Below are 26,199 nucleotides of genomic sequence, written 5' to 3' on the forward strand. Positions count from 1 at the left end.
TCAAAATGCCAATCTCGCTCAAATTCGCAGTCGGATTTGTGTGCTGGAAAATATTTTGCATACTGCTCATTCTATTTTTCCAGGTGTTATTCATGAGCGCACCGCCAACAGAACCAGGGTTTCTTCAGGGCGTCTACAAAGGCATGCAGTCTTCATTGGGCGACAAGGTGGGCGATCCAGCCTATATCTTTGGCTACTCCCTGGCCTCACTGAGCCTGGCATTACCTATCTTGCCCGCTGCATTCAACCGCAGTAAACGGTGGTTAACCGCAGCAAGAGTCTGCGTGATCGTGCAAATGCTCGCAAACATGGGCGGAGCCAACATTCCCGGTGCTGTAGGCGACCTCATCAATGTCTGCCTTTTGTTCAGCAAAGGCGCGAAGCGATATGTAGCCAAAGAAGCAGCCGCAGCTTCACCGCCAGTTACCCCAGCATAGAAACAATAAACCGCAGAAAAACAGGTCGGACTGCAGATATGCGCGGTGACGAGATTGTCACTTTAAAACATCATCACAACTGCAGGTTATGCAATCAGACAACAGCGTACGAGCTCGTCTCTAACCTGCCTGGCAGAATCGAATCTTGCTGTCGGATCCTTTTGCAGACACTTTTGCACAACCTGCTCCAGCTGCAGCGGAACATTTGCCTGGGTGATCAGGCTCATGGCGGGAGCAGTCTCAAAAACTTGCTGCCGGATAGTTTCGCAAGTACTAGACCCATAAAATGGCGGTCGCCCGGTCAATGTTTCAAACATCAGACAGCCAAGCGAATAAAGGTCGGAACGTTCGTCCATCGGGCTATCAGTGCATTGCTCAGGACTCATATAGACAGGACTGCCGAATACTTCTCCTTGAGCAGTCAATGAAACAGTCTGAGAGCCGATTTTTTGCGAGATTTTGGCGATTCCAAAATCTACGACTTTGACTTTCTCTCCACGCTCGCTTTCACTGATGATAATGTTGCCTGGCTTCAGATCTCGATGGATAATCTTTTTCTGGTGTGCGTGCTCGAGCGCATCACAAAGTTGAACAAAAATGTTCAGCGCTTTAGCGCTGGGCAAAGAGCCGCTCTCCGTGATAATGGAAGCGAGAGTTCGTCCCTCGACAAAGTCCATAATCAGAAAAATCTGCCCCTGCGGTGTGATACCAAAGTCATGTGCAGTTACGATGTTCGGATGTTCAAGGCTGCTAGTAACTTGTGCCTCTTGCCGAAATCGTTTCATGCTTTTTAAATCTGCCACCAGCTTCGGGGCCAGAATTTTGATCGCCACATCATTGTTCATAAACTTATGGCGGGCTCTATAGACAGTGCTCATTCCACCGACGCCAACTTGACTCAAAATTTCGTAGCGCTCGGCAAAAACCTTACCGATTAATGGATCGTCCGAAGCTTCCAAACTAGCTACAGAACGCATCGCGCTCAAAGCTGCCCGAGCCCGATCTGAGCGAGCCAGTTTGTCAATCACTACGTGCATCTCGCTGAGCACAGTACTCAATTCTAAATTGAGAGCCCTGGCAATCTCATCACCAGACTTTCCCTGCACGATCTGACTCAATATATCAATTTCACCGGGGTCCAGGTCAGCTTTTTGAGGAATGGTTTTCACTGTCAAATCGCTACTTGTGGCGAAGGTGCGCAGAACACGATTGGCAATCGGAGGCGGCAGCCAAATCGCGCCTTTATAGACGGTCTCAATAGCAGCTGCGAGTTCCACACTTGAAGCTTCCTTGCTGCAATAACCGTCTGCGCCGGCCGCCAGGGCCGTGAATATCGAATCGTCGTCTATATGTGAAGTAAACATGATCACGTGAATCTGAGGATGCTCGCCTTTGACGCGCTTTGCAGCTTCAATTCCATCGATACCAGGCAATCCGATGTCCATCAAAACAACATCCGGCTTCAAATCAATGGCGCTGGAAACGGCCGAAAGCCCGTCAGAGGCTGTTCCTACGACGTCGAGACGCGCTTCCTTTTGAAGAGCGATCGTAAGACCCAATCTGATGAATTCCTGGTCTTCGACAATTAAGACTCTAATTCGATTCGACATAAGGAAGCGGGCGATTCACCTCAAGCAGCCACTATAGTTTGTCGGGATTTTACGTTTAGGATTGTATCGAATCACCAAATTTAGTCACTCACCCGATCAAGCTATTTTGCGAACACCATGCAGGGTAGAATAAAGTTGCAGGAAACCTCGTAAAATCATGCCGCCCGCAAAAATCTTTGTCGCAGTCAAATCAGAGCCATTAGCCACTGTGGTCGAAGCGCTTCACGGTTATGAGCTTTGCATCGCGGATAATGTGCAACACGGCATGAGGTTGCTCAATGAGCAGCATGACATCGACATATTCATAATTGGTATCCTCTTCGATGACTCCAAAGCGATGGATCTGATCAAGCGCGTGAGCAGCCGCAAAACGGCGACGAAACAACCGATCCTTGTCGTTCGACTAATGTCCTCGCAGCACGAGGAAGTCCTTAAATCGACAATGAAAACGATGATTGAATTGAAAATAGTGAAAGAGTATCTGGAAGTTCTCCATACACATCCCGGTGCAAAACGCATGATCCGCAACCTGGTCGAGAAATATCTGCCCGACGAAAAACTGGCTGCCACGTAGCCGTTTCAATGACTTTTGAGATTTTTCCGATATCGGAAAAAAATTTGATTCTATCGGCTGACAACCATGCGAAAACGCTCGCTGCTATGTACTCTGGTTGGCATCAGTTGCTGGGAAGATCCGGCGCTGCCACAGGTGGACGGTGCGTACATCGATGCGGCGGAGAACTGTCCTGACGCTGCTTGCGACTGATATCCACCAGGCATGAAAGATGAAAACATCAGAGGTGCCAGAGATGGTCTTGTGGCCGAACTTTGAACATTTCCGCCAGCTTCACCATAACCTGACGTCATTTGGGCACCGCGTGCATCACCAGGAGTTCTTGGAGAACCGAAGGCAGCGGGTGCGGAAGATACCGGAGACGTCAATGCCTGATCTTGGGATGACTGTGAAAACTCAGGCATTGCCTGATGTGGATTGACGGCCGTCAGTTGCTGATTCCAGACGGCGTTCGAGACGACATGGTCAGGACTGTCTTTATGGTGCAAATAATGCAAAAGGCAAAGCCAGCCAAACATTGCACCAATTACCCCGAACATGACCAAAAGAGGCTTCGAATTCGCTTTGAGCATATTCACCCAGAAGGAATCAGCCTGCATTGCCATGTTCCAGCTAGCCGAACTGGAAGGTGCACCGCCGTGGTGATGATGATGATGGTGGGTGCCGTGGCCGTGACCACTATGGTGGCCACCATGCCCGTGCCCTGCGCCGCCGCCGCCGCCATGATGCATGATCTGGTTACCTTGAGGGACCTGAACATCATACGCCTGGTCAGCCCTTCGTGGGCATTATTAGTGGGAAGAGCACCATGATGAAATTTTGGTCAATCCAGTGGCAAGCGCATAAAAGTTCTCTCTCGGGAAAACTGCGGACGCTCCTTATTAAAGTGGCATAAACAGATGGTGGAGACCAACCAAGCGACACAGGATCAATTCAAACCGGCAATCGCCAGACGAGCGCTGCTCATGGTGCTTGTACCGGCTCTATTGAGCAGTGGTTTGTTGCTCTACCTGAACAAGCAGTGGGCAAATGAGAGCCTTATCGCCTGGCAACAGAACAAAAATTATGAAAGCGTCGCCCACGAATTCTTCAATATGGAGCATGCCAAAGAGATAACGATGGGGGCCCGGCGCGGAGCACCAATTGAAATCGTTCATCAAGAAAATGTTCTGGCCAAAGCAGAATTGAAGTTGCTGAAGCAGACCGCCAGAGAAAGCGGTGCATCTCAGAAGACACTAGATTTGATCGAGAAACTCGATCAAGCCCAATCCAAAACGCTGACGGATCTGTATGACAAAAGTCCACAACTGATGTTGGATCATTTTCGGCATAAAGACCTCAAACTAAGCGATCTTCTGGCCGTGTCGAAAGTAATTTCCTCAGGCACCAGTGTCGCGGAAGTTGGTGAGGCCCTCGATGAATCCATGGACGAGGACGTAGCCAACAAGAAATTGCAGCAAGACGAAGCCAGACAGAGAGTGAAGTGGACGACAGTGGTACTGGCCTTTTGCATTTTTGCAATCGCCTTAACGCTCTTGATCAGGTTCAGTTCAGCTGTGCTGAGGCGGCTAAATACCGTGATCATAAATGCCCACCTGGTGGGCGGGCGCAATGAGGTATTAAACACGCTGCCCGGCAACGACGAACTCAGTTATCTCAACTCGATACTGCTTGGCGCCGATCTGGAGTTGAAAGTTGCTGAAGAACATCGCAAAGCTCTGATGGAGATGGTCGCGCACGACATGCGCTCTCCTCTCATGGCATCGCAGGTTTCACTTGAAATAGTTGAAAAACAAAGCGAACTTCTGCCGGAAAAATTCAAGCAGGGTCTATTGATGGCGCAAAAAAATCTCAAGCGAGTTTTGCAGTTCATTGAAGAATTGCTTTCCATCGAAAAGCTTGAGGCAGGCGACATTGAATTGACTTTCTGCAGATATCAAATTAACGAGGCCGTTGAGGACTGCATCAACTCTTTAGAAGAACTGGCCGGCAAACGCAAAGTGACGCTCTCAAACTTGTGCACGCCGATTGAAATATTGGCGGACAAGCGGCGAATCGAGCAGGTTCTGACGAACTTCATTTCAAATGCGATCAAATTCTCGCCGGAGCACTCTGAAGTGCAGATTCTCAACGATACCATCCACGATCAGGTTCGAATTTACGTCAAAGATCAAGGTCGAGGTATGAGCAAAGCCTCTTGCCGTAAGGTATTTGATCGCTATTGCCAGACTGCTGAAGGAAGGCAAAAGCAAGGTTACGGATTAGGTCTGGCCATCTGCAGGCTGCTCGTTCAGGCTCACGGAGGTCAGGTCGGCGCCGACAGCGAACCTGGTGAAGGCTCGACTTTCTGGCTCAGGCTGCCACTGTCGAAACAAGATGGAGCCGCCGCCGGCGAAAGTGCACCAGTCGACTATCTCAAGTCCAAAGTTGCCGCATTCAAAACGCGAGAACATGCTTTTGATTTCCGACATCCGAGAATGCTCGAAAAAATCTTGCTCTGCGCCGTTCCTCCTCTTCTATTTGAAGCGTGCATGCTCGGCTGGATTAGCCACGGAATACTTGAAACAGAGAATTTAAGTAACAAAGCACGCGACAACTATTTCGCCATGCACTGCCTGAATTACACCATTTCCCTGCTCTCCGTGGGCGATATGCGCCTGCTGCGATATTTTATGACCGAGCACACGAAGGATCGAGACCTGGCCCTGCAAGATTTCGCTAAAGTGCACGCCAAGTTGACAGAATTTCAAAGTCACAAACCTGCAGACCAGACCGCCGAAAATGCCTTGAAGACTTGCATGAGCACGCTAGGTCTGCTGACAAAACTGGAACAATTGGCTAAGAACCCAGGGGCGGAGCGCTTCGACAACATTCACGAAGTATCGGCACTGATGTCTGAGCAGAACAGAGAAATCAGCTTCGAAAAACAAGAGCAATTGACACGTCGAGACTTGCTGCTCAACCAACAGGAGCTTCTTAAACTGAGCGAAGAAGAGCTGGCCAAACGCACAAGCGTGCAAAGCCAAATATACATCGGCATGGCGGCCAACCTGGTATTTGCAACGATTGTAATTGTCGTGTTCGGGTTGAGCATCACCCGGCGTCTGAACGTTCTCGTCGAGCATGCCAGAATGCTGCCGAAGAAAGAACCGGTTGAAGCCACCGTCTCCGGAGATGACGAACTGGCTTACCTGGACACTGTGCTTGAAGGCACCAGCAGCAGACTGATCGAATCTCTGGAGCATCGACGAGCAGTGATGCAAATGGTGGCACACGACATGCGCTCACCGTTGATGGCGGCGCAGGCGTCGATCGAACTGCTCAATGCGGTGCACGGCGAATCCTTGCCTGCGGTGGGGCGCAGACATCTGCCTGCAGCGGAAAAAAACATCGATCGCATTCTCCATCTGGTTAACGATCTACTGACTCTGGACAAACTGGAGGCCGGCAGACTGGAGCTCGAGCTGGCACCATGCAACATTCGACAGCTTACAGACGAGGCAATTGCGACGGTAGGAGGGTTGGCAACAAAAGAAGGGATATCACTTCTCAACGAATGCCAAGCAATCGAGATCGAAGCTGATGCAGCCAGACTCAATCAAGTCTTATCCAACCTGATAAGCAATGCCGTCAAGTTTTCTGCCAGAGATACGACCGTCAGAATAATCTCTAGAACCAAGCCAAATTCAGTCGATATCGGTGTTAGAGATAACGGGCCGGGCATGGATGCCCAGACAGCGGCACACGTATTCGAGAAGTTTTTCCAATCAGAAGGCGAAAAGAAAAGCCAGGGGTTTGGCCTGGGGCTGGCCATCTGCAAGCTGATTGCCGAGTCTCATGGCGGCGCAGTTTCCGTTGATACCGAGCAGGGCAAAGGTTCGACCTTCTGGATTTCTCTACCATCACAAAAACAGCAAGCGGTAACCCATCTGCACGCCACCGGCGCAGACCGGCAAGCCTGAGTGTAGACACGCCTTACCACGATAACTGGTTTTGACTCAATCTTCTGAACTAACGCCTCATTGCAATTTCTCAAGCAAACAAGCTCTGGCCCAGACTCTCACATCGGTTCCGTGCGCAAGCTTTTCGGCATTTCTTGTGAGAGTGGAATTGGTGATAAGCCAGGCCTCTGTCGCCTTGTAATAATGCCTGGCAGCAACCACCTCTTGAACGGACGAAACCCCGACGGTGCCCGTCCATCGTTTCGCTTGCACGACTATTCTCTGTCTGCCTTTTCTCAAAATCAAATCGGCACCGAAGTCACCGCTTGCCTTTGTCAACTCGACGCAATAGCCTTGTTTTCTGAAGTACTGAGCCAGAAAGCGCTCAAAGTCGGCACCGCTCATAGTATCAATGTGTCGCATAATATTGATGCGTTTACGGTGGCGGCGAACTTTGTGTCGGCGCAGGAATAGCAGCAAAGCAGCAGCCAGAGCCAAAATCACGAGCCCGATTCCGAACTCCACTCTTACGACAGGAAGCACGACCGCATCTCGATTCTAGTTTGCTTCGAAACGCACCACATGCCGGCGCTCGAAAGCACTCTACATGAGCAAAGTCAGTTATGCAAGCCGGCAGCCACTGTTATTTGCCGAGTCGAACGATAATCTCGTCTGGTCCTGCCAGGTTCAGTCGTTCGCGTGCCAGACGTTCGATACCGGTTGAGGAACGGTAACTGGAGAGCCCTTCGCGCAGTTCTTTGTTGATCTCCTGCGACTGTGCCTGGCCAGACTTGAGGGCAATCGCCTGTTTATGCAGGAAGATCTGGCGATCTATCGATCCATAAATCGAGCGTCCAGCATGATAAAGAGCCAGGCATGTGACGGCTAGAATAAAAAATTCTCGGGCTGCTCTTGCTTTAGTCATGATGATTTCCCGCTTCTAGTGACGTGCTGCTGCTTCCATAACCGGCTTGGAATCGAACTCGGCCAGTATTTTGTCGACCTGTTGGTTAAAATCGGCCATAACCTTTTCCACCTGTTCAACGTTAGTTCCTTCGAAATAAAGGCGCACTAGAGGCTCGGTTCCACTGGGTCGGATCAAGACCCAGTTGTGATGGTCGAGGTACAATTTCAATCCGTCTTTGCGTCCCACTTCAGTGACAGGCAAACCGGCCAGGCTGGTCATCGGAGATTCACGCAGTCTATCCATCAGACCCTTCTGGGTGCGCATTGTCAGCTTCAAATCGGCGCGACGGTAAATCAGCTCGAGTCCAGCTTCTTTCACCATATCTTGCCAGATGGCGGAAATCGATTTGCCTTCATAGGCCATCATTTCCACCAGGAGCAGATTAGCCATGATGCCGTCTTTCTCGGGGATGTGCCCCATAACTGTGACACCGCCCGACTCTTCGCCGCCTATCAGACCATTCAAAAGACGCATCTGCTCGCCCACGTATTTGAAGCCTACGGCAGTCTCGACGTAATCGAGTCCGTACATCTGACAGAGTCTGTCAAGCAAGTGCGTGGTAGCCACCGTGCGCACCACTGGTCCTTTCTTGCCGTGATTTTTGACGAGATGCCGCGTCAGCAAGCAAAGCAAATGATTCGGCGACAGATAATTTCCACCCTCGTCGATGGCGGCAAATCGGTCTGCGTCTCCGTCTGTAGCCAGCCCGGCATCGAGTTTTTCAGCGCGAACGGTCTTGACCAGATCTTGCAGATATTGATACTTGGGCTCAGGCATGCCACCACCGAAGAGCGGATCTCTCCAGTCATGCAAGACAGTGACGTTGACGCCGGCTTCTTTGAGCATCTTGTCGAGGTAACCTCGGCTTGTGCTGTAGAGCGCATCGTAGCCGATTCTCAGCCGCGCACCGCTAATTTTCTTGAAATCGATCAACTCTTTCAATGACGCCAGATATGGTGCAGTCGGATCAAAACGCGGCACTTCCACGTCGTCAACATGGAAATCATCGGGCTTATCGTTAAGATGGGAAACGATTTGAGCGGTGATATCGTCGGTGGCAGGGCCGGCAAAATGAGGAATATATTTGATGCCGCAATATTCAGGCGGATTATGGCTGGCTGTAAACTGCAATGCGCCGGCGGTCGGTTCATGCTGGGTGGCGTGGGCGATGCATGGAGTGGGCACATCACGCTCTACGACTTTGGCAGGAATGCCCATCGTGATCAAAGTTTGAGCGCAGCGCAGGGCAAACCTGTCGGCCATGAAACGAGTGTCGTATCCGACTAACAGCGGCACTTTCGCAGCGCCATTGCGATGATATGTGTTACGCACATACATGCCCATCGCATATGCAACCTTCTCCACATTGGCAAAGGTGAAGTCCTCGGCAATGATCGCTCTCCAGCCATCTGTGCCGAAACTGATTACATCAGACATCTATATTGCTCCCAACAGGCTCAAGCCGAAAGATAACTAGTAACGTATTCTTGCACAGAGTCCCAGGCAGTTCCTGCTTGATGATGTCCTCTAAAATTGGGATCAATGGCGCGACTGCCGGGAGCCCAGACGTGCTGCGGTTTCATTCGAGTTAAATGGTCTTCACCTTCAAATTCAATCACCGAGCCGTCTCTGCCATAGAAACGGAATGTTCCGGTAGGTTCTGCAGCCAGCCAGTGAAAACGGTCGCCGGCCGGCCCATCATCATTCAGCCTCTGAAACCTGGTCATCATGCGGAAACCGTCAGAGGTAAACACTGCAGTCAAGAAGTTCCAGTTACCATCACGACCGACGATGCTGCGTCTTTCGATGTGTAATTGCTTGACCAGATCCAGGCTCCAGAACTGACCGTCTACTCTTCTGACGCTCAGACAGCCACGCGGGTCTACGCTCATGCTTTCACCAGCGGCTCGCACTCTGCCTTCCAGGTCGCGCACGACAACGCCGTGCCTGTCACGTTCACCGACAGAATGCATCTGACCGTTGCGGTCAGAGCGAACAAAGCTTTGCGGTTGGCCTTCGCTGTCGTAAGCAACGGCGATTGAGACGCCCAGTCCCGATTGTATATATCGGACACGACCAAGAGCATCTTTCTTCAGCTGGGCACCATTATCAAAACGTTCGATGCGCTCACCGTCCGGCAAACTGGCAATGCGCGGCTGATCGATAACCAGTCGTTTGAAAAGCTTGCCCCGCTCATGCCGAGACCTGTGGTGCTTGTGACGACGCGAAAACGTCTTAGGCACTTCAGGAAGGGGGATCGATTCTAGAATTTCCGTATCGAAAAGAGGCTCAATCGGAGGTAAAGCGGCAGGCAACAAAGCATACTCGCGCGCCGCTTCAGTTCTTGCAGAAGTTGCAAATTGTGGTTCTTCGTCAACAGGATCGAAAAGACAGTTGAACCATTCATTCAATTCGAAGGCAGATGAAGAAGTGGACTCCACCGAAAGAGGCGTAAATAACGAGCGCTCTCTTTCATAAACGATATCGTCACCGTCTTCGGTGTCGTAATCTTCAGCAGTCAACTCGGCAGCAAGAGCAGCGGCGCCGGCACCTGCATTGAAGCAGGAATTGCCTGAATTGCCTGAAATCATCTGCGTCTGCGCGACACCAATGACGGTGGCAAAGTCGTTTTCATAATTATGCCCGTCTGTTTTGAAGCTTTGACCAGCATCGCCGCCAATGCCCATAGCCGCATCAGCGATCGTATCGGCAAGACGCCCGAGCAGCCCTTCGGGTGCAATCACCGGGGCAACCACAACACTACTAATGGCAAGATCAGGCACCATGCCACGCCGCTTGCGAGCAACCAGATCATTGATGTCAAACTCGGGCGTGACGGAATTACGCACCAGAGCAAAATCTGGAACGGCGGCATTCTGCAAAAGATCACGTTCTGCATTTGAAGCCGTTTTTGCAAGAAAGTTCAAAAGCAATGTGGAACGGGTTGCCGAATCGCTGGCATCGGTTCGACGCAATGGTGCATGAGCAACCAACTCGGGTGTACCGGCTTTGCGGTAGCCCGTACGAGGATCGCACCGGAGGCGCCCCTGTGCTCGAAGTTGGTGACGTGGCCAACCGTTCATGTCCATCCGGCTCTCTTAGCTGGATTTATTTGCCGCGTTTAACCGTCGGAACGCCCGACTGCCTGGCCGCAATCCCCAACCGCGACTCAATAGTAACATCGAAAAACGTTTCTTGGAATCCCATCAATGAGTCAGAACCGGGTCAGAGCCAGCCCCTAACTTGAAGCGATTCGGCCATGCGGATGCCCTGTGTGCGCTCGTCGTACATGGCAACGGCAAATTGTGCCATCGTAATTTTGCTCTGGCTAAGTAAAGTTTCAGCTAACCAGAGAGAATTCATTTCCTGATCGGTGACGTAACCGGCGCTCAAGATCAGCTCTTTGACCGGGATTTCTGGAGCGATGCTCATCTGGTTGGTCAAAGCTTGTACTTCGGCCGGCCCAATGATTTGTGCATATTTGAGAAGCTCGATCAGCGTCGGCAATTGTGTCGCAACGATAGGTTGCGTGCGAACCATCTGCACAGGCTCCGGCTCGCGTGAAGGAGTAGCGGCAATCGGTTCGAGCGTTCCATCTTCTGGAATTGTTTTGGTGTTGATCAACCATTCGCGACCGGTGATCAAATCGTGACTCAGTCTTAATCGGGGCTTACGCAGTACGAAGCCGGCTGTGAGAATTTTGTAGTAATCCTGACGGTTGTCTTTGACATTCTGGGTGCGCAGAAATTTTTTGGCAGCACGCAGGTAACCGGCCACAACCAGACTCTGCGGCACATCGCAGCGCAAACCGAGCAATTCGTAATAGTTTTCTGGTCGTTCAGGAATATCGGTCTTTGGCGGTGGCATCAAATCCGGAAACAACTGGTAAAGTTCGCGCGCAGATTTGACAACGCCGATGTTGTCGTCATCAGCCCAACTTAAACGCAGTGCCGAACAGAGAATCTGGCTCTCGAGTTCGATACGGTTGGCACCACCTGATCCGACATCAGCCATTTGTGGTTTCTAAAGCCTCACATCCAACATCACTAACAACCCTGTCGAGCTAATTTTTTTCCACTTCGAACGTCAGCTCTGTGTGACCAACACGAACTTTATCACCAGCAGAAAGAACCTGTCTCTTGACGACCGGATGGCCGTTCAACAAGGTTCCATTGGTAGAGCCGAGGTCTTCCAACCAGAAATCGCCTTCTTCGAAGGTGATCCAGGCATGATGCCTGGAAGTAAAGGTGTCATCAGGTATGACTACCTGATTGGAAGGGTCGCGCCCTATCTTCACCTTACTATTTTTAAGAGGAAATTTCTGCCCTGTTTTTTGAACAACGATAGCGACAGACGACGGCACCGGCACATCGGGCACGTCTGATTCCTGAGACTTCATGTAATCGAGCTGGAGACTCTTCAGGTCCAGATCGGTAACAGTGGAGCAATAGACACAGCGTTGCCCGGTCGGCGTGGGACGACCGCAGCTTGGACATGGTTCCGTTTCGTCGGGCATTCGACCTCTGGAGGTTTGTAGATCCACTGAAGACTCAGTCTGAGCAATATTATACGGGAATGACAATCTAGACCGAGTTGGCAAAACTCTCTTGATAAGCCAGGAACCTCCACAGATCATGACTGGTTGGAGAAAACGTATTCGGGAAACCGGATTAAACGGCTTGAACGCCCACAGAATGTGCGCAGAGATCAATTCCGGTGCCATTACAAAAGTTCATGCCCGAGATTAGCAACCCGGTCACGCCTGTTGAAGTTCATCTCCGGACCGAATCGGATCAAATCGGCCAGCCCTGTTTTCAAGCGCCCAGAACCCAAACCAGCCTTTGTTTCATAAATATCGGCAAGCAACTGGACAACCACATTTGCAATCTCCAGAACGGTTTCGCTGAGAGACTCGCGTTTATGAACTTATCTAATCTGAATCCAATTAACAAAGAGCGGAAAGAATATAACCGACATCCTCTTTGCAGCCTCAGGTTCTCTTAGCCGCGCTAAACTCAACAGCTCGATTGATCACTTCAAAGCCTCTGTCTTCCCTGCTTGAGGTGGTCTGATACCGCAATAGATATCTGTGCATTCGACTGACTTACCGGCAGTGGAGACCGTATGGTTTTTCCAGTTGGGCTTAACGAAGTTTGGCTCCTCATAAAAAATCCCCTGTGACACCATCGAATCTTGCGCCACACCAGTAGTGTTGTCGTAGACCGCATCAATTTCAAATTGTCTGCCTTTCGGCATAATCACACCCGGCTTGAAATACAGGTCACTTATTTTTTTGGTTTCAAGACCTGAATCAGTTTTAGTGGTCACATCAACTGTCCAGAGCGGCGTCTTTTTATTGCCGTCACAGATGAGCATTGTCACTTTTTTGCATAACGGGTGACAGTGAGTCCACACAGTTCTCACTACGCGGTCTTCAGTGTTCAAGCCAAAGTCACGGTATTTTGTCAGAGGACACATATAAAAATGTTCGCCCGGCGGCACTTTCCAGTGACCGGTTACTTTTCGGCCGCCGGCATAATCGATTACCGTACCCGGTATCGCATTTGGTGCGTTGTCACCGACAGAAAGAGCCAGGCAACTTGCTCCATGAAGTGATGAAGAGGGCAACTTGGTACTATTGTTCAACTCCACGGCCATAAATGGCGTATACCAGGAAAGCGCCTTCATCGGTGTTTTCAAATCAGCATCCCTGACAAGATCAATAGTGCACAGATGCCTGACGCGTCGATGCGCAGTCGTGGTGCGGTTTGCGGCTTGAAACTTGAGGTGAATGTATTCGTCCGTTGAAAGTGGCACTGCACACCCGGCCGGGAAATGAATATCTGTCTGCCCTTGAGTTATCGTGAATAGCCTGTTGCTGCCGGTGTGTATTTGTGGAAAGACCTGGTCTCGTGTGTCCAAATCGACATTGCAATGACAGATGAATTCTGATGTAGGCAACTCCTTATCGTTCTCGTCAAGAACTACGAGCTTCACGCCTGTAAGCCATATGAGCTCTCTGGGTAGATTCGAATTGGATGGCGGTATGGTGCGTTCGTGAACGCTAGCTGCCATCGTCGTTTGATGCCCGTCTTCGACGAATTTGATCTGCTCCTCGCCGACAGAGACATTTCCTTTTGCGAGCAAGTCAGAGATTCTTACGGTCTGGGTGACGTAGGGACCTTCCATAGAACGATATTTACGGTGAATATCGAAAGGTCCGGCCGTGACGCTCACATGCCGAACGACATCAGGCGAACGGTCAATAACTTCCGAGGGCTGTTTTGAAGCAATTGGCTGTACCGATTGGTCGGTTTTACGCGGCGAGCATGCCGCAATGCACAGCAGAACCGTCGTTAAAACAACGAACGATTGGCACGGAACCCGTGAACACACCGCCAACTGGACAATTAAACGGCAGCAGCCGAGTCAATGCCGGAGTTTTGTTCTTCGTCTTTTACTTCTGGCTGTTCTAATTTCTTGGTACGGAAGCAATAGCTGCAGTAAACAGGTCTGTAACCCTTGGGCTGGAAGGGCACACGCGTTGGTGAGCCACATTCGGCGCAGTTCACTTCGGCTGTACGACTTGGATCTTCACCATTGCGTTGCACTCTCATGAGAATGCGGCAATTAGGACAGCGTTTGGGTTCATTAACCAACCCCTTCGCGCTGAAAAAATCCTGTTCCCCGCCGGAAAATACAAAAGTCTTATTGCAGTCCCGACAGGTCAAATCCTTATCTTCAAATGCCATCGTGAGATACCTACTAACCCTTCATGCGTTCCCAATTTATCTAGACTTCACTTTCAGTTTTTTTAGGAGGAAGATCGGATCCAGATGCGACCGTCATCAAATGAGCGATCAAGTCCATGCTATCACGCGCCCGCACCAGCGAGCGAAGATGAGCCCGTTCGCTGTGGGAAGTACTATATGAGGCATTCACCCGTATTAGTACAAAAGCGTGCAGAAACTCTGAAAATCGAGTCAGTGCAAGCATTTCAAGCAAACACGGTCAAAATTCGCTCATTAATTTCGGGAATAAACCCGAGCATCGAGCTCTGATTGCACACCGCAAAAATGAGCTGCGGCCCCGACCATAGCAGCATTATCAGTACAAAACTCCAGACGGGGGAAATACACTTTCACCGGAGATTGTGCTGAAAGCTTAGTACGCAGATCGCTGTTAGCTGCCACACCACCGGCTAAAACGATACTGGGCACTTTGAATTCTTGTTGCGCCTGCAAAGTCTTTTTCACCAGCACGCGCGTCACCGCATCTTGAAAAGATGCCGCCAAATCGTCTACGGGCAAGGGTTTCGGCAACTTTTCAACGGTTCGCAAAACAGCAGTTTTGAGACCACTGAAACTGAAGTCGTAGCCCGCAACAACTCCCTCAGGGAACCGAAAAGCCTTGCAGTCACCGCGTTTTGCAGCCTTGTCGATGGCCGGTCCACCTGGATATTCCAGACCAAGCAAACGAGCCACCTTGTCGAAAGCTTCGCCGGCAGCATCGTCAAGAGTCTGTCCGAGTATTCTTCCCTGGCTATATGACTGGAAATGAATAATCTGAGTGTGACCGCCGCTGACCAGCAATGCAATGAAAGGTGGCTCCAGATCTGTGTCGAGATAATTTGCACAAACATGGGCCAGGAGGTGATCGATTGTTATCAACGGCACATCCCACGTCCAACTTAGTGCTTTAGCCGCAGAGAGACCGACCAGGAGCGTGCCGATTAATCCCGGTCCGTTCGTACAGGCGATCCCAGAAAGCTCGGAAGGCTTGACCTGAGCGGATTTCAGCGCGACGTCGACGACTTCGTTAATAGTCTCAACGTGTTGCCGGGCGGCAACTTCTGGCACAACCCCACCAAAAGCCTGATGAATAGCAGTCTGCGAAACTATATGACTGGAGAGAACATGTCGCCCCTCAGCCACCACTGCGGCCGCAGTCTCGTCACAACTTGTCTCGAGAGCCAGATAAATTGAGCTCGACATTTTTTCTGCTCCAAAACGGACATACCAGGGTCAGAAAGCACAACTCTCAGCGCCACAAAACAGCGAGAAGTAAGCGCGGCCAGCCCTACACGGGTCAATTATGGCAGGAGCGCCTGACAGTGCGCATTTCCGAACGTCCCTAACGTAAAGATTTCATAGCTTAAGCAGACGCCGTCATCGCCCAAAAGCCGCCAGAATTAACCTCTTAGCGGCATATCGGACTATTGACAAGGAGGTCAGGCAAGAGTAACATTCAACCCATCTAATAGTCTATTTAGTGCCACTTTTCCGGATTCCCACTGAGTAGATGCCGCAAATGGAGCTCCCCGGCTTCATAAACTTACTAAATTGCTACTTTTCCGAACCAAGCTCTGGGTAAAACCAGTACAGGCATAGGTCTTTATATATGAAAAGCAAAAACGTCGTCGTCTCTCTAGCTGTACTCGCGGCTCTCGCGTCATGCTCTCAGGCACAAGCGCAGATAGGCGGTGCGCCTGCCTCGGGCGATACATACACCTCTGCCGGCGATACAGGCAACATGGGTCAAACCGACTATCTGAATACCGGCAAAGAAGCATTCCAGATTCATCGCGGCGACACCCAGAACTATGTCAGCCCAAACACGGCCTATCCAGCAGCTAATGATCATTCCAGCTTCCAGACCCCGCAGGTCAGACCGATGGTGAACGCGGGCATAGGCGGGCTGAACCAGGTCAGCACAGCCCCCATGGCGACGGGCAGCACGAGCATAGACAACACGCCCTTCCCTTCCGGAAGCTTCAACTATGGCTTTAAAAATGCACCAATCCAACCGTACAAAGGCGCCTACAGACAAACTGGCTCATACGGCGGCATGCTCCCGAACGTATCGCTCGGCTCAGTTGATTTCAACACAGTCGATACCTCAGGCGTAGCACCTGTTGGTATGGGTTCGCCAGGACGAGGCATGGGTGCTCCCATTGGCAGACCAGTCGTGACAATGCCTCCAATGCCTTCTTCTACTTCCTCGACTATGGATACTCTAAATTGGCTTCAAAACAGTTTCTTCGGCTTCTAGACCAGCCCTCGTCATCGAATTCAAATCAGCAACGGTAAATAAAAATGTTGAAAAAACTCCTCATTGCTTGTTCGATAACCACAGCCCTGGCAGCTCCAGCCAATGCTCAAATATTCGAATCGTTCGACAGCAATAGCTTTCTGGGAAGTGGCCTGGTCGGAGTCAACTCTCAGGGCGTGACACTCAATACCGGCGGCGGCAGCGTTGATGTTAACGCCAGCTTCGGTCCAGGCGGTATCAACGGCAATTTCGGCGGCGACGGCTACGGCGGCAGCTTCAACAGCAATGGCGTCTCGGTTGGCACTGACAGCGGCTTCGGCGGTACGTTCGGTTCCAATGGTGGCACCTTCAGCGGACCAGGCGGCGTCGGCGGTACATTCAACACGAATGGCGGCGGCACCTTCAACGGACCGGGCGGCATCAACGGCTCCTGGAACGACACAGGAGTACAAGTCGGCGCCGGCGGCACCTACGCTAACGGCTCGACGAGTGGTGGCTTTGGCGGTGGCACTCTGGGATCCAGTGGTGACACGGGAGAGCAGACCCACAGCAATGGAAAAACCAGAGGCTATCAGACAGTAGAATCACCCACATTCGGACACACGACACGAAACAATAGCGCCAGCATCGTTGGTCGCGATTTGCAACTTCCACCAATTCAGGCAGGCAATCACTGGTTAGCGCCTGTTTTCGGTTATTAAGCCTCGGAGCTGAAAGAGCACTATGAAAAAGTATGTTTTGCTGGCCCTTATCGTTTCTGCTTCGATGAACCTGCCTGCTGATGCGCAAGGCAAAAATAGACTGGGACTGCCCCCAACCAGCATGGATAGTTTTGTCAGACAGGCTGCCGGCAACGCCGATCTGATTTATGGAGATGAAGGAGTTGTCGATATTCCGCCTTACGATTACTTCGATCCGATTCACCGCATCAACGCCGGCATCTACGATACTCGTCGCAAGGGACTGACCACCGGTCACGGCAGCTACTTACCTGACGCCTGGGGTGCCGACGAATTTACAGGCAATGAGTGGAGTATGTCTGGAGCGGGTCGAGGCAATCCCACCCAGACTCCGCAGTACATTCAAAATCAGCCAGCTCAAGGCGGTGACCCAGCCAGCAACAATCCCACCCAAAACCCAACCTCGCAGCCCGCTCCGATTAACGGTCGCGGTGATATGCAAGTCGGTCCGGGTGGAGTGGGAAGAACAGGTACTGTGATTCGCTCACCTGGAATGAACAACCCACGCCGCTTTAACGGCGGCGGATAGTCTCAAAATCGCCAGCTCGAGCCGCTTACCGAGCAGGCGCGATTACAACCCAAGCCAAACGGCAACCCAAATCAAACGGGTGAGGCATATCCGCGGAGCTTATCCAACCGGCTAAAACCATCACCCGTGAATTTGAGTGTTAGAGACAAAGGAATCACATTATTGTGGATCCGCAGCGTATTCATCAACCACATTCCCCAGGAAGTCTCGTTGACGATAGCGCCTGAAGCAACACCGTGAAATGCCCGTACAGGATTATCACTGAGTCTATAGCCAGCCCTCGTGAGAGTGGCACCCCAGGCGATCTGTGGACCACCAACTGCCATATAGGAGATGAAGCTTTCCAGCACTTCTCTCTTCTGTCTTTTGGCTTCAGCGTTCAAATAAGCTTCGCGGTCTTTCAACAAATCAGCAAGTGCATTGTATTGCTTTGCTCTTTCACTGATACCGCCAGCGCCACTACCTGCTTCGGACGCTGTCAGAAGTTCATTTAAATGAGCCGCATCAGTAGCCAGAGCTGAAGTTGTTTTGCACTGTTGAGCCCCAATAGTCTTGAGTAGTTTATCAGCGCTTAACTTACCGGTCACCGCAGCACCACCATGGATGAGCACAGGGGCAGCAGTCAGTGTAGACCCGGAGATCAGGAACCCGATACCACCGCCGCCAACCTGTTTCAAGTTGACATTTGTCAAACCGTTAATTACGCCATAGGCGCCTGGGAATGCACCCGTAGCGCAAACAATCAACGTGCCCAGTGTGGTTATGTCTCTTGCCGTATGTCTTTTGCGAGAGTCGATGTAGAGACGACAAAATTCCAATAGAGCGAGATCTCGACTATCTCTGAGAACTTTATCTTCCGAGTTGAACACTTCTCGTTGCGTGCCGGCCACGCTCAGGCTATCAACTGCATGTTTTCTGTTTTCTAAAAGTGTATCGATATCGGTCTTAAGAGCAGTTGCTTGCTTCAAAATGGACTTGGCGCCGTAGCCCTCTTTTTTGCCCTTGTAGTCAGTGTACAGATCCCATACGCCTTCGCCGGCGTATAAGCTTCCCATGGTCAGATAAGCCACCAGAACTGTGATTGCTCCTGACTGCAGGCGTCCTTTATGAGCAAGTCCTTCGCCGGGCTTGTTCTGGTAACGCCGAAATTGGTCGATAAGTGTAATGTCTCCAGCATTGGCGATGCCGCCACCAATCAAGTCAAAAAGCTTCAAACGTCGCTTTCTATTGCGCTCCGGCTTCATGTAATGCGTTCGGAAGTTAGTATTCAATCGAAGTAGACTGACTTCCTTCTTGAGGATCTGTTCGTCAATCTGTTCAACCGATTGAGTTGATGAGTCCAGCGTTTGAGAAACCTGCGCAGCTTCACGCAGAACCGCGTCCTCAGCCCAAACAGGCGCAGGCGAACTTTGTGTCAACACAGAAGTCGCAAGCAACGCTAAGAGAATTTTCTGGACGGATTGAATTTTCAATTTTTACTGTCTCCTGTTGGTGGCGAGCGCGATGTTCGTTAAAGTGGCTTACTCGCTTCGTTTTGCTTGAGCGTAATGATGCTCGGGATAGCAAGATCGGAAGTCTCGCGCTCCCCAACCGCCTCACCCGTTCCCCGGAATGAGAACGCGAAGGTAACTGCCGGAAAGAAAAACCAGACAACTGATTCTTTGAGACCCTGATTTCAGCGACAGTTTTGCCCCGCCCAGACAATGAAGCAGTACGGCTGCCGACCGACGACGATTGCTAATAGGGGATTGGCTGTAATTCAACTGACACACAGAGTCTTTCTCCGAACGTCAGTCAGGTTATGCGCTTGATATGTGGCCAGGTATCATCCAATTGGACTAACTGCTGAGTAAAAAATGCGCTGGTTACATGGGTTTGCCCACGTTTCCAAGCAGCATTGCCGGACCCACTCCGCAAGAAAAAGAACAGTGCAATCAGAGCCTGATGACACCACATATGGTGCATGAGCGAATCCTAGTTATTCAACTAGGGTCCAACAAAATATTGAAGCGTTTGCTTCTCTAAAATAATCGCCAGCAATGCGCCAATGGCAATAGCAACACCAGCAGGAATCGGCTTCTTACGCTGTTCATTCAACTTAGTGGCATCAATCGTTGGTGCAGCCTTTGCGCCTCCACCCATGAACGTGGACATAAGCAAGAAATAGAGCGCATTCCAGGGAACCACTTTCAGTAGAACGACTATCGAGATGACACCAAAAGACAGGCAGAAGTAAAAGAAAGAGATGAGAGCCAGCTTCCAGCCCAGAAATGCACCGACTGCAGCCATCAGTTTGGCATCGCCCATGCCCAGTTTTTCTTTGTCTTTAGCTGAGCCAATAGGCAACAACGAAAAAACAACTGTGATGCCGGCACCCAAACACCAGCCCAGAAACGCATCAAGAGCCTGGCCGCCCGCGCCGGTGCCCGTGCCATACAGCATATAGCCGTAGACAGCATTCAATATGATGCCCACTGCTGCCGCTGGAAAAGTTAGCCAGTTCGGTATCTTCATAGTGCGGAAGTCGATCACCATGCCGATGACCACCACAGCCAGGCACAAAATTTTCAAAACGAGCAAAAGGGTTTCGGGTGTCATTTAGATAGCTGAGATCGCGTCTATTTCAATACTAACGTCTTTTGGCAGTCTCGCAACCTGCACGGTTGCGCGAGCGGGCTTGTTATTCGAGAAGTGCTGAGCATACTCTTTGTTCATCTCATCAAAGTCGTTCATGTCTTTGAGATAGACGGTAGTTTTGACGACGTTATTCAGTTCTGTACCCGCTTCTTTCAGAATTGCAGCAATATTGGAAAGAACCTGATTAGTCTGCTCCGTTATCGAGCCCGTAACCAGTTCACCGGTTGCAGGGTTGAATGGAATTTGCCCAGACACGAAAACAAGTCCGTTGTGAACCAGAGCTTGTGAATACGGTCCAATCGCCTTTGGCGCGTGCTTGGTATCAATAACTTGAATCATGGCGCAGCTCCCGTCAAATTCGGCTTAATTTGCATCGCCGATACTGAGTATCCTGGGTGTCCGCCGGGTGTGGCTACAGTGACGGACAGACTTAGGATATCTTCTCGACAAGGCATTCGATCACTTCAACTCGATTGCGTTTACGAGTTGGTCTCCCAACTGAGTGCCAGTACTGGATATGGTGCCGGAAGGCAGCTCGAGGCAGGCTCTGGCTTCTTTGTAGACTTTCGATACTTGCATGGGCTGTATGTCGTCGACCAGCCCGACCACTTTATAGTCATCGTCCAGAAATATTGCATCGATCGGATAAGTCATTCCTATCATGTGGATCGAATTGCAGGGTTTGAGCAGGAGCCCCTGCCCGGCCACGATCGGTTTGCTGTAGAGCAAGCCGCGCAATCGACTGGCGAAACTATCAGCGACTCGCGCATCAGTTGCCAGGGTAGTGCCCCGGGTCTGATTCTTGAAGCAAAGTCCCACAGAATAATCCTGCGATTTTTAGGAGCTACCCATAATCGGACCGAGGGCGTTGATAATGGTTACAACGGCTGGACCTAGCATCGGTGCAAGAATCAAAGGCATAACGAAAAGCATGATTACCGGAACCATTTTTACCGGTACTTTGGCGGCTTCCTCTTCCTTCTTTCTCTTCAATCTTTCACGAAGGGCTTCAGCTTGCTGTCTGAGGGGATAGCTGATGTCAGCACCTTTCTGTTCAGCTGCGATCAAGGCTGATGCCATACTGATCAATTCATCTACGCCGCATCGTTCTCCCATCTCACGCATCGCGATAGGCACAGACTTAGCGAAGATTTTTACGTCTTGAATCAGCTGCTGCATCTCGACGCAAAGAATCGGGCAGGTGTCGATAACTTCTTTACTGACTTTATCGACCGCCATGAGCAACCCCAGACCGGCTTGGGCGCAGACGATGAGAAGGTCGATGATGGTAGGCAATTCTTTGAGAATTTGGGTCTGGCGCTTTTTGACTCGACCACCGAGAAAGAAGTTCGGCATGATCCAACCAAGGAAGGCTGAGAAAGGAGTGAGCAGAAGCATGATCGGGTTCCCGGCAGCGTTAAGCAAACCCATCATGATCGTTGCACCTGCCACGACCGACTTGATACCAATATAAATGGCGAGGTGAGCCTGTGTACGATAGTTGGCTTGAGTCAATAACTGCAAAGTACGCTTGTCTGCCAGTCCAGGCAGGACACTGAGAACCAGTTCGCCCACGGTGCGCAAGAGCTGCAGCAAAGCTGAGTCTTTTGGCTGATCGGCACCGGTGTCTTCTTTCTCTTTACGTGGTCTGACGCGCACCGCGTATGTATCGACGTATTGTGTGAAGACCGGCTGCATGAGCAGCAAACCTGCACCAATCACAACCACGAAGGTCAGTATTCCTAGAAAATACGTTGGCATTGAACGATTAGACCTCGAAAGTTGTCATTTTCATGAGAATCCAGAAACCGAGCAGTTCCCAGAGCACTAAGATAGTCACGATGATCCGTGCGTAGAAGTTGTTCAAGAACGGTATGATGTATCCGGGTGTAGCCAGATATGTCATCAGTGTAATGCCGTAAGGCAGGCAGCCGATGAACATGGCTGTCGCTTTACCTTGTGAAGTGAGGGCGTTGAGGAAGTCGCGCAATTTGAACCGTTCACGGATGGCGTCAGCGATTACAGCGACAACGTCGGCGAGGTTGCCCCCTACGTCCTGACTGATAAAGATGGCCTGGGTCAACAGCCTGAAGTCAGGCGTACGAATTCTGTAAGACATTTCGTTCATAACGTCTCTGAACGGCTTACCTAACTGAAGCGATACGAGACCGCGCTTGAATTCGGCGCGAATTGGATCTGGAGCTGTTTCTGCCAATACCTTAAAGACTTCCATTACAGGAGAACCTGCTCGAAGCGATGACACCATGGTCTCAAGCACTTGCGGCAATTGTTCTGTCATTTTGTCCTGACGCTTTTTGGCGACATGGCCCAGGTAGGCGATGAAGCCGGCAGCACCAGCGGGAAGACCGAGAATGAAACCTACAATTGCCAGGTCTGGAACCATCAAGTACGCGATCAAACCAAAGACCAACCCAGCCGCGATCGACACACAAATCCATGTCATCCGCATCTGGTCGTACTTTGCCTCCAAACCGGCAAGAGCAAGTGTGCGAGCCAAATAGCCCTGTCTTTGCGTGAGGAAGATGTTGACTTCCGCCTCTTCGTTGTGTTTTTCAGCCATGCGGCGGTGATGTTTACCCAGTCGGCTGAGTTCATCTGACCACTGACTGCGAGTCATTGCCATAACGGCAAGACCGATACCAACAATTGCTGCAAAAACAATGACGCTTACTGGCATTTCTTTATTTATCCTACTGAGCGCTTAGCGTAGCCATTCCAGTTTGAACGGAACTGCTTCCTGTTCCAGCTGTTCGAGGAACTTAGGTGGCAAGCCTGATCCAACGTGACGGCATTTAAAGAATCCACGCGGGTCACGCCCTTCACGCTCAAGATGGAACATTGTGGAAATAGCGATCGTGTCACCTTCCATCCCGGTTATCTCAGAAATTTCTGTGACACGTCTTGTACCGTCTTCAAGTCGCCTGATCTGAATAATCATCTGAATAGCTGACGAGATCAATTCTCTGGCGGCTTTTGCCGGCATTTCCACACCCGACATGAGAATCATGTTCTCAAGACGCTTTGTGCAGTCTCTTGGAGTGTTGGCGTGGATTGTAGTCATTGAACCACCGTGACCGGTGTTCATGGCCTGGAGCATGTCGAACGCTTCCTCACCGCGGCATTCTCCAAGAATGATGCGGTCAGGTCTCATACGCAAGCAGTTGATAACGAGCATGCGCTGTGTGATACGTCCCTTACCTTCTGTGTTTTCCGGTCTTGTTTCCATGCGCACCCAGTGCTCATGTTGCAATCTCAATTCCGCCGCGTCCTCAATCGTGATGATACGTTCGCGCGGGTTGATGTGAGCGGAAAGAGCGTTGAGAAGAGTCGTTTTACCAGAACCTGTACCACCGGAGATGATGATGTTGATTCTGCCCTTCACGCACGCCTTCATTACTTCAGCCATCTGCACCGACATGGCGCCTTTTTCCACCAACTGTCCGAGAGACATAATCGATGTACCGAAGCATCGGATTGTGATCGTCGGACCGTCGATGGTGACCGGTGGAATCGTTGCGTTTACACGGGAACCGTTGGGGAGACGGGCGTCTACCATCGGTGAGTTATCGTCGAGTCTTCTGCCCAGAGGCTGAATGATTTTGTCGATCGTCTGTCTCAAGTGTCTTTCGTTTTCAAACTGAATGTTTGTTTTTTCAAGACGTCCATGACGTTCTACGAAAATCGAGTTGCAACCGTTGACGCAGATGTCGCCTACGCTTGGGTCTCTTAGAAGTGGACCGAGCGGACCGAAACCGAATACTTCGTCAAGCACGTTCTGGAGAAGGATACCTTTCTCCATCATGGTGAGAGGCGCCGGGTCTGAGTTTACGATTTCTCTGATACGGGCTCTTACCTGAGCCTGGGTATCTTCTGAGATGTTTGTCAAACGCGATGTGTCCAGCTCTCTTCTGAGCTGGTCGATAATCAGTTTTTCTCTTTCACGAATCAGTTGTTGGTTGGCAGAAAACTTAGCTCCCAGGTCGCCTGGTGCGGGTCCTACCTCGACGCCGCCGCCATGACCACCATGACCGCCGAATTCGTCTTTGGCATCGATACGTTCAATATCAGCTCTTGATGGTCCGGCCTCGCTGGCTGGCATGGTGCCTGGTTTGGCACCACCGGCTACGCCGGTGGCTGGGCCGCCACCGCCCGGACGCGCCATGCCGCTTTGCCCTGGAGCCGGACCAGCGCCTCTGGCGCCGCCTACTCCGGTCGACTGTTGCGCTCCCGCTACACCAGTACTTTGCTGAGCAGCAGGCACCACATCTGATGCCTGCCTTTGTTTAACCAGCTGCCCCATTAGTGAGGATGTAGGCCGTGCCGGCAAATTTTGGTCTTTTCTTTCGTCGCCCATTTAGAACCACCTTTATCCTTGGACAGTCTGATGCATACCAGTGGGTCAAGGCAGCAAGCTGCTCGACTCTGCGAGCTGCCTGACTTATCTCTTCTTGCCGAAAATTGCCGGCAGTTTGAAACCGCTGCCCTTTTCGCCATCTTTTGTAGTTAAGAGAAGCTGCTCGCCGCCTGCTACTCTGCGCGCCAACGAATCGAGGGCTTTACCGAGTGCGGTGTGTCCGGGAGCTATCTGCCCCTGGTTGTTAACCCACTTAGCGGTCTTCGTATCGTTGGGGATTTCATGGAACACAGGGTAGTTGAGATTGGCCCGACATTCGCTCAATACGTCCTGAGGCAGCCATTCCGAGCGGTTGATAACAAGGAGTAGCTTCTCTTGGTTGTAGTGAGCCTTAAAGGTATCGAGACACTTGCGGGCATTCAGAATCGCAGCCCAGTTGTACTCGGTAATCACAAGCACGTGATCGGCAAGGTCGAGAGTTGCGATTGCTCGCTCGTCTAGCAAGTTCTTGGGAAGATCAACGACGGTAAACCTGAATTCCTGCTTGGCTGTATACAAAATTTCCTGTACCTGGGCGGCGTAAATGTCGCCAATGTCCTCAAGTTCAGGTGGTGCAGCCAGAATGCTCAACTTATCGTCGTAACGGGTCATCAGGTTGCGCAGATAAGTGGCATCAAAGTTTGTGTGTGAAAAGTCGATTGTACTTAAGCTGAACGAAGGTTCGAGGTTCAGATAGTGAGAAATCATGCCGAACTGCAAGTCGAGGTCGACGATGCATGACTCACCGTATTTGCCAAGATAACCAGCCAGGTTAGTACAGATAGTAGTGGCTCCGATACCGCCAGTCGGGCTGAATATCGCGACCACTTTGCCGGCTGCAGTGGAGACCGACTCTGACTGGTGCTTGAGTTGGATACTCTGCACGGCAGCCGGAAGGTCTGTGCGCCAACGCTCTGCATCGAGGAAGTCAGAGGCCCCGAGTCGATACGCTGTGCGGATCAACTCAGGGTCTGGAACTTCGTAACTAACGAAAAAGTAGAGTTGCGGGAAAGTTTCCCGCAACTCTGCTAGAAGTGATAGTCCGCGAACAGGAGCTGGGCTCAGCTCGATCCAGACCAACTTCGGGTGTAGGCTGCCAATTTGCTCGCGCGCCATGGAACCAGAGACGGTACTCACCAGAGCCAACGATGGTTGGCTATGGATCAAATCTTCGATGGTTTGGCGTTTGTCCAAACCCGCATCGCAAACAAGAAGTGTGGTCAGTTTCATAGTCTAAGCGTTCTCCTCCTTCCGTAAGCCTTAACTAGGGGTATACCCACTAGCCAAGAGATGATCACT

24 protein-coding genes are annotated in these 26,199 nt (G+C 51.0%); 5 read left to right on the top strand and 19 right to left on the bottom strand.

Features of this window, described 5'->3' with window-relative positions; genetic code table 11:
• Nucleotides 1-523 precede the first annotated feature (523 nt).
• Nucleotides 524-2,047 (bottom strand): response regulator, encoded by a 1,524-nt coding sequence (locus EKK48_02745; GenBank protein ID RTL45372.1) that lies wholly within the window; start codon nucleotides 2,045-2,047, stop codon nucleotides 524-526.
• Nucleotides 2,048-2,204: 157 nt separating this feature from the next.
• On the opposite strand from EKK48_02745, the gene EKK48_02750 reads away from it, so the two are divergent.
• The gene (locus tag EKK48_02750; protein ID RTL45373.1) at nucleotides 2,205-2,621 is read left to right on the top strand and encodes a hypothetical protein; all 417 of its coding nucleotides are present in this window, start codon (nucleotides 2,205-2,207) and stop codon (nucleotides 2,619-2,621) included.
• 50 nt (nucleotides 2,622-2,671) lie between these two features.
• Here EKK48_02750 and EKK48_02755 read toward each other — a convergent pair whose 3' ends face one another.
• Nucleotides 2,672-3,352, bottom strand: coding sequence for a hypothetical protein (locus EKK48_02755; GenBank protein ID RTL45374.1), 681 nt, complete (start codon nucleotides 3,350-3,352; stop codon nucleotides 2,672-2,674).
• 168 nt (nucleotides 3,353-3,520) lie between these two features.
• Here EKK48_02755 and EKK48_02760 point away from each other — a divergent pair, with 168 nt between their 5' ends.
• A complete protein-coding gene (locus EKK48_02760; protein ID RTL45375.1) occupies nucleotides 3,521-6,583 on the top strand; it encodes a HAMP domain-containing histidine kinase in 3,063 nt (1,020 codons plus the stop codon).
• Nucleotides 6,584-6,640: 57 nt separating this feature from the next.
• On the opposite strand, the gene EKK48_02765 is transcribed toward EKK48_02760, so the two are convergent.
• The 9 genes from EKK48_02765 to tsaD form a co-directional block, all read right to left on the bottom strand.
• Entirely contained in the window at nucleotides 6,641-7,105 is a 465-nt protein-coding gene (locus EKK48_02765; GenBank protein RTL45376.1) for a restriction endonuclease, read from the bottom strand.
• A gap of 100 nt (nucleotides 7,106-7,205) precedes the next feature.
• Nucleotides 7,206-7,487 carry a hypothetical protein gene (locus EKK48_02770; protein RTL45377.1) on the bottom strand — a complete coding sequence of 94 codons (282 nt, stop codon included), beginning with the start codon at nucleotides 7,485-7,487 and terminating at the stop codon, nucleotides 7,206-7,208.
• Between the two features lie 15 nt (nucleotides 7,488-7,502).
• Nucleotides 7,503-8,966 carry a phosphoglucomutase/phosphomannomutase family protein gene (locus EKK48_02775; GenBank protein RTL45378.1) on the bottom strand — a complete coding sequence of 488 codons (1,464 nt, stop codon included), beginning with the start codon at nucleotides 8,964-8,966 and terminating at the stop codon, nucleotides 7,503-7,505.
• Nucleotides 8,967-8,986: 20 nt separating this feature from the next.
• Nucleotides 8,987-10,612, bottom strand: coding sequence for a hypothetical protein (locus EKK48_02780; GenBank protein RTL45379.1), 1,626 nt, complete (start codon nucleotides 10,610-10,612; stop codon nucleotides 8,987-8,989).
• Nucleotides 10,613-10,754: 142 nt separating this feature from the next.
• The gene (locus tag EKK48_02785; GenBank protein RTL45380.1) at nucleotides 10,755-11,543 is read right to left on the bottom strand and encodes a hypothetical protein; all 789 of its coding nucleotides are present in this window, start codon (nucleotides 11,541-11,543) and stop codon (nucleotides 10,755-10,757) included.
• 49 nt (nucleotides 11,544-11,592) lie between these two features.
• On the bottom strand, nucleotides 11,593-12,252 hold the full coding sequence (locus EKK48_02790; protein ID RTL45381.1) for an FHA domain-containing protein: 660 nt from the start codon (nucleotides 12,250-12,252) through the stop codon (nucleotides 11,593-11,595).
• 308 nt (nucleotides 12,253-12,560) lie between these two features.
• Nucleotides 12,561-13,766 carry a hypothetical protein gene (locus EKK48_02795; GenBank protein RTL45382.1) on the bottom strand — a complete coding sequence of 402 codons (1,206 nt, stop codon included), beginning with the start codon at nucleotides 13,764-13,766 and terminating at the stop codon, nucleotides 12,561-12,563.
• A 173-nt stretch (nucleotides 13,767-13,939) separates the two neighbouring features.
• Nucleotides 13,940-14,281 (bottom strand): zinc-binding protein, encoded by a 342-nt coding sequence (locus tag EKK48_02800; GenBank protein ID RTL45383.1) that lies wholly within the window; start codon nucleotides 14,279-14,281, stop codon nucleotides 13,940-13,942.
• Nucleotides 14,282-14,554: 273 nt separating this feature from the next.
• Entirely contained in the window at nucleotides 14,555-15,523 is a 969-nt protein-coding gene (tsaD, locus tag EKK48_02805) for a tRNA (adenosine(37)-N6)-threonylcarbamoyltransferase complex transferase subunit TsaD (GenBank protein RTL45384.1), read from the bottom strand.
• A 406-nt stretch (nucleotides 15,524-15,929) separates the two neighbouring features.
• Between tsaD and EKK48_02810 the strand changes: the two genes are divergently transcribed.
• Genes EKK48_02810 through EKK48_02820 form a run of 3 tightly spaced genes read left to right on the top strand, consistent with a single transcriptional unit; the run spans nucleotide 15,930 to nucleotide 17,849 of the window.
• Nucleotides 15,930-16,580 (top strand): hypothetical protein, encoded by a 651-nt coding sequence (locus EKK48_02810; GenBank protein ID RTL45385.1) that lies wholly within the window; start codon nucleotides 15,930-15,932, stop codon nucleotides 16,578-16,580.
• Between the two features lie 44 nt (nucleotides 16,581-16,624).
• A complete protein-coding gene (locus EKK48_02815; GenBank protein ID RTL45386.1) occupies nucleotides 16,625-17,281 on the top strand; it encodes a hypothetical protein in 657 nt (218 codons plus the stop codon).
• A 22-nt stretch (nucleotides 17,282-17,303) separates the two neighbouring features.
• Nucleotides 17,304-17,849 carry a hypothetical protein gene (locus EKK48_02820; GenBank protein ID RTL45387.1) on the top strand — a complete coding sequence of 182 codons (546 nt, stop codon included), beginning with the start codon at nucleotides 17,304-17,306 and terminating at the stop codon, nucleotides 17,847-17,849.
• 71 nt (nucleotides 17,850-17,920) lie between these two features.
• Here EKK48_02820 and EKK48_02825 read toward each other — a convergent pair whose 3' ends face one another.
• The 8 genes from EKK48_02825 to EKK48_02860 all read right to left on the bottom strand — a co-directional run bounded on the left by EKK48_02825 (nucleotide 17,921) and on the right by EKK48_02860 (nucleotide 26,130).
• The gene (locus EKK48_02825; GenBank protein ID RTL45388.1) at nucleotides 17,921-19,321 is read right to left on the bottom strand and encodes a hypothetical protein; all 1,401 of its coding nucleotides are present in this window, start codon (nucleotides 19,319-19,321) and stop codon (nucleotides 17,921-17,923) included.
• A 514-nt stretch (nucleotides 19,322-19,835) separates the two neighbouring features.
• On the bottom strand, nucleotides 19,836-20,447 hold the full coding sequence (locus EKK48_02830) for a prepilin peptidase (protein RTL45389.1): 612 nt from the start codon (nucleotides 20,445-20,447) through the stop codon (nucleotides 19,836-19,838).
• Complete coding sequence (locus EKK48_02835) at nucleotides 20,448-20,822, bottom strand: RidA family protein (GenBank protein ID RTL45457.1); 375 nt, start codon at nucleotides 20,820-20,822, stop codon at nucleotides 20,448-20,450.
• Nucleotides 20,823-20,945: 123 nt separating this feature from the next.
• Nucleotides 20,946-21,305, bottom strand: a complete 360-nt coding sequence (locus EKK48_02840) for a DUF192 domain-containing protein (GenBank protein RTL45390.1) — start codon at nucleotides 21,303-21,305, stop codon at nucleotides 20,946-20,948.
• Between the two features lie 18 nt (nucleotides 21,306-21,323).
• Entirely contained in the window at nucleotides 21,324-22,247 is a 924-nt protein-coding gene (locus tag EKK48_02845; GenBank protein ID RTL45391.1) for a type II secretion system F family protein, read from the bottom strand.
• A gap of 7 nt (nucleotides 22,248-22,254) precedes the next feature.
• The gene (locus EKK48_02850) at nucleotides 22,255-23,184 is read right to left on the bottom strand and encodes a hypothetical protein (protein ID RTL45392.1); all 930 of its coding nucleotides are present in this window, start codon (nucleotides 23,182-23,184) and stop codon (nucleotides 22,255-22,257) included.
• Nucleotides 23,185-23,208: 24 nt separating this feature from the next.
• On the bottom strand, nucleotides 23,209-24,606 hold the full coding sequence (locus EKK48_02855; GenBank protein ID RTL45458.1) for a CpaF family protein: 1,398 nt from the start codon (nucleotides 24,604-24,606) through the stop codon (nucleotides 23,209-23,211).
• Nucleotides 24,607-24,945: 339 nt separating this feature from the next.
• Nucleotides 24,946-26,130 (bottom strand): hypothetical protein, encoded by a 1,185-nt coding sequence (locus EKK48_02860; GenBank protein RTL45393.1) that lies wholly within the window; start codon nucleotides 26,128-26,130, stop codon nucleotides 24,946-24,948.
• Nucleotides 26,131-26,199 lie beyond the last annotated feature (69 nt).

The organism is Candidatus Melainabacteria bacterium (assembly GCA_003963305.1).
Taxonomy (GTDB): Bacteria; Cyanobacteriota; Vampirovibrionia; order Obscuribacterales; family Obscuribacteraceae; genus PALSA-1081.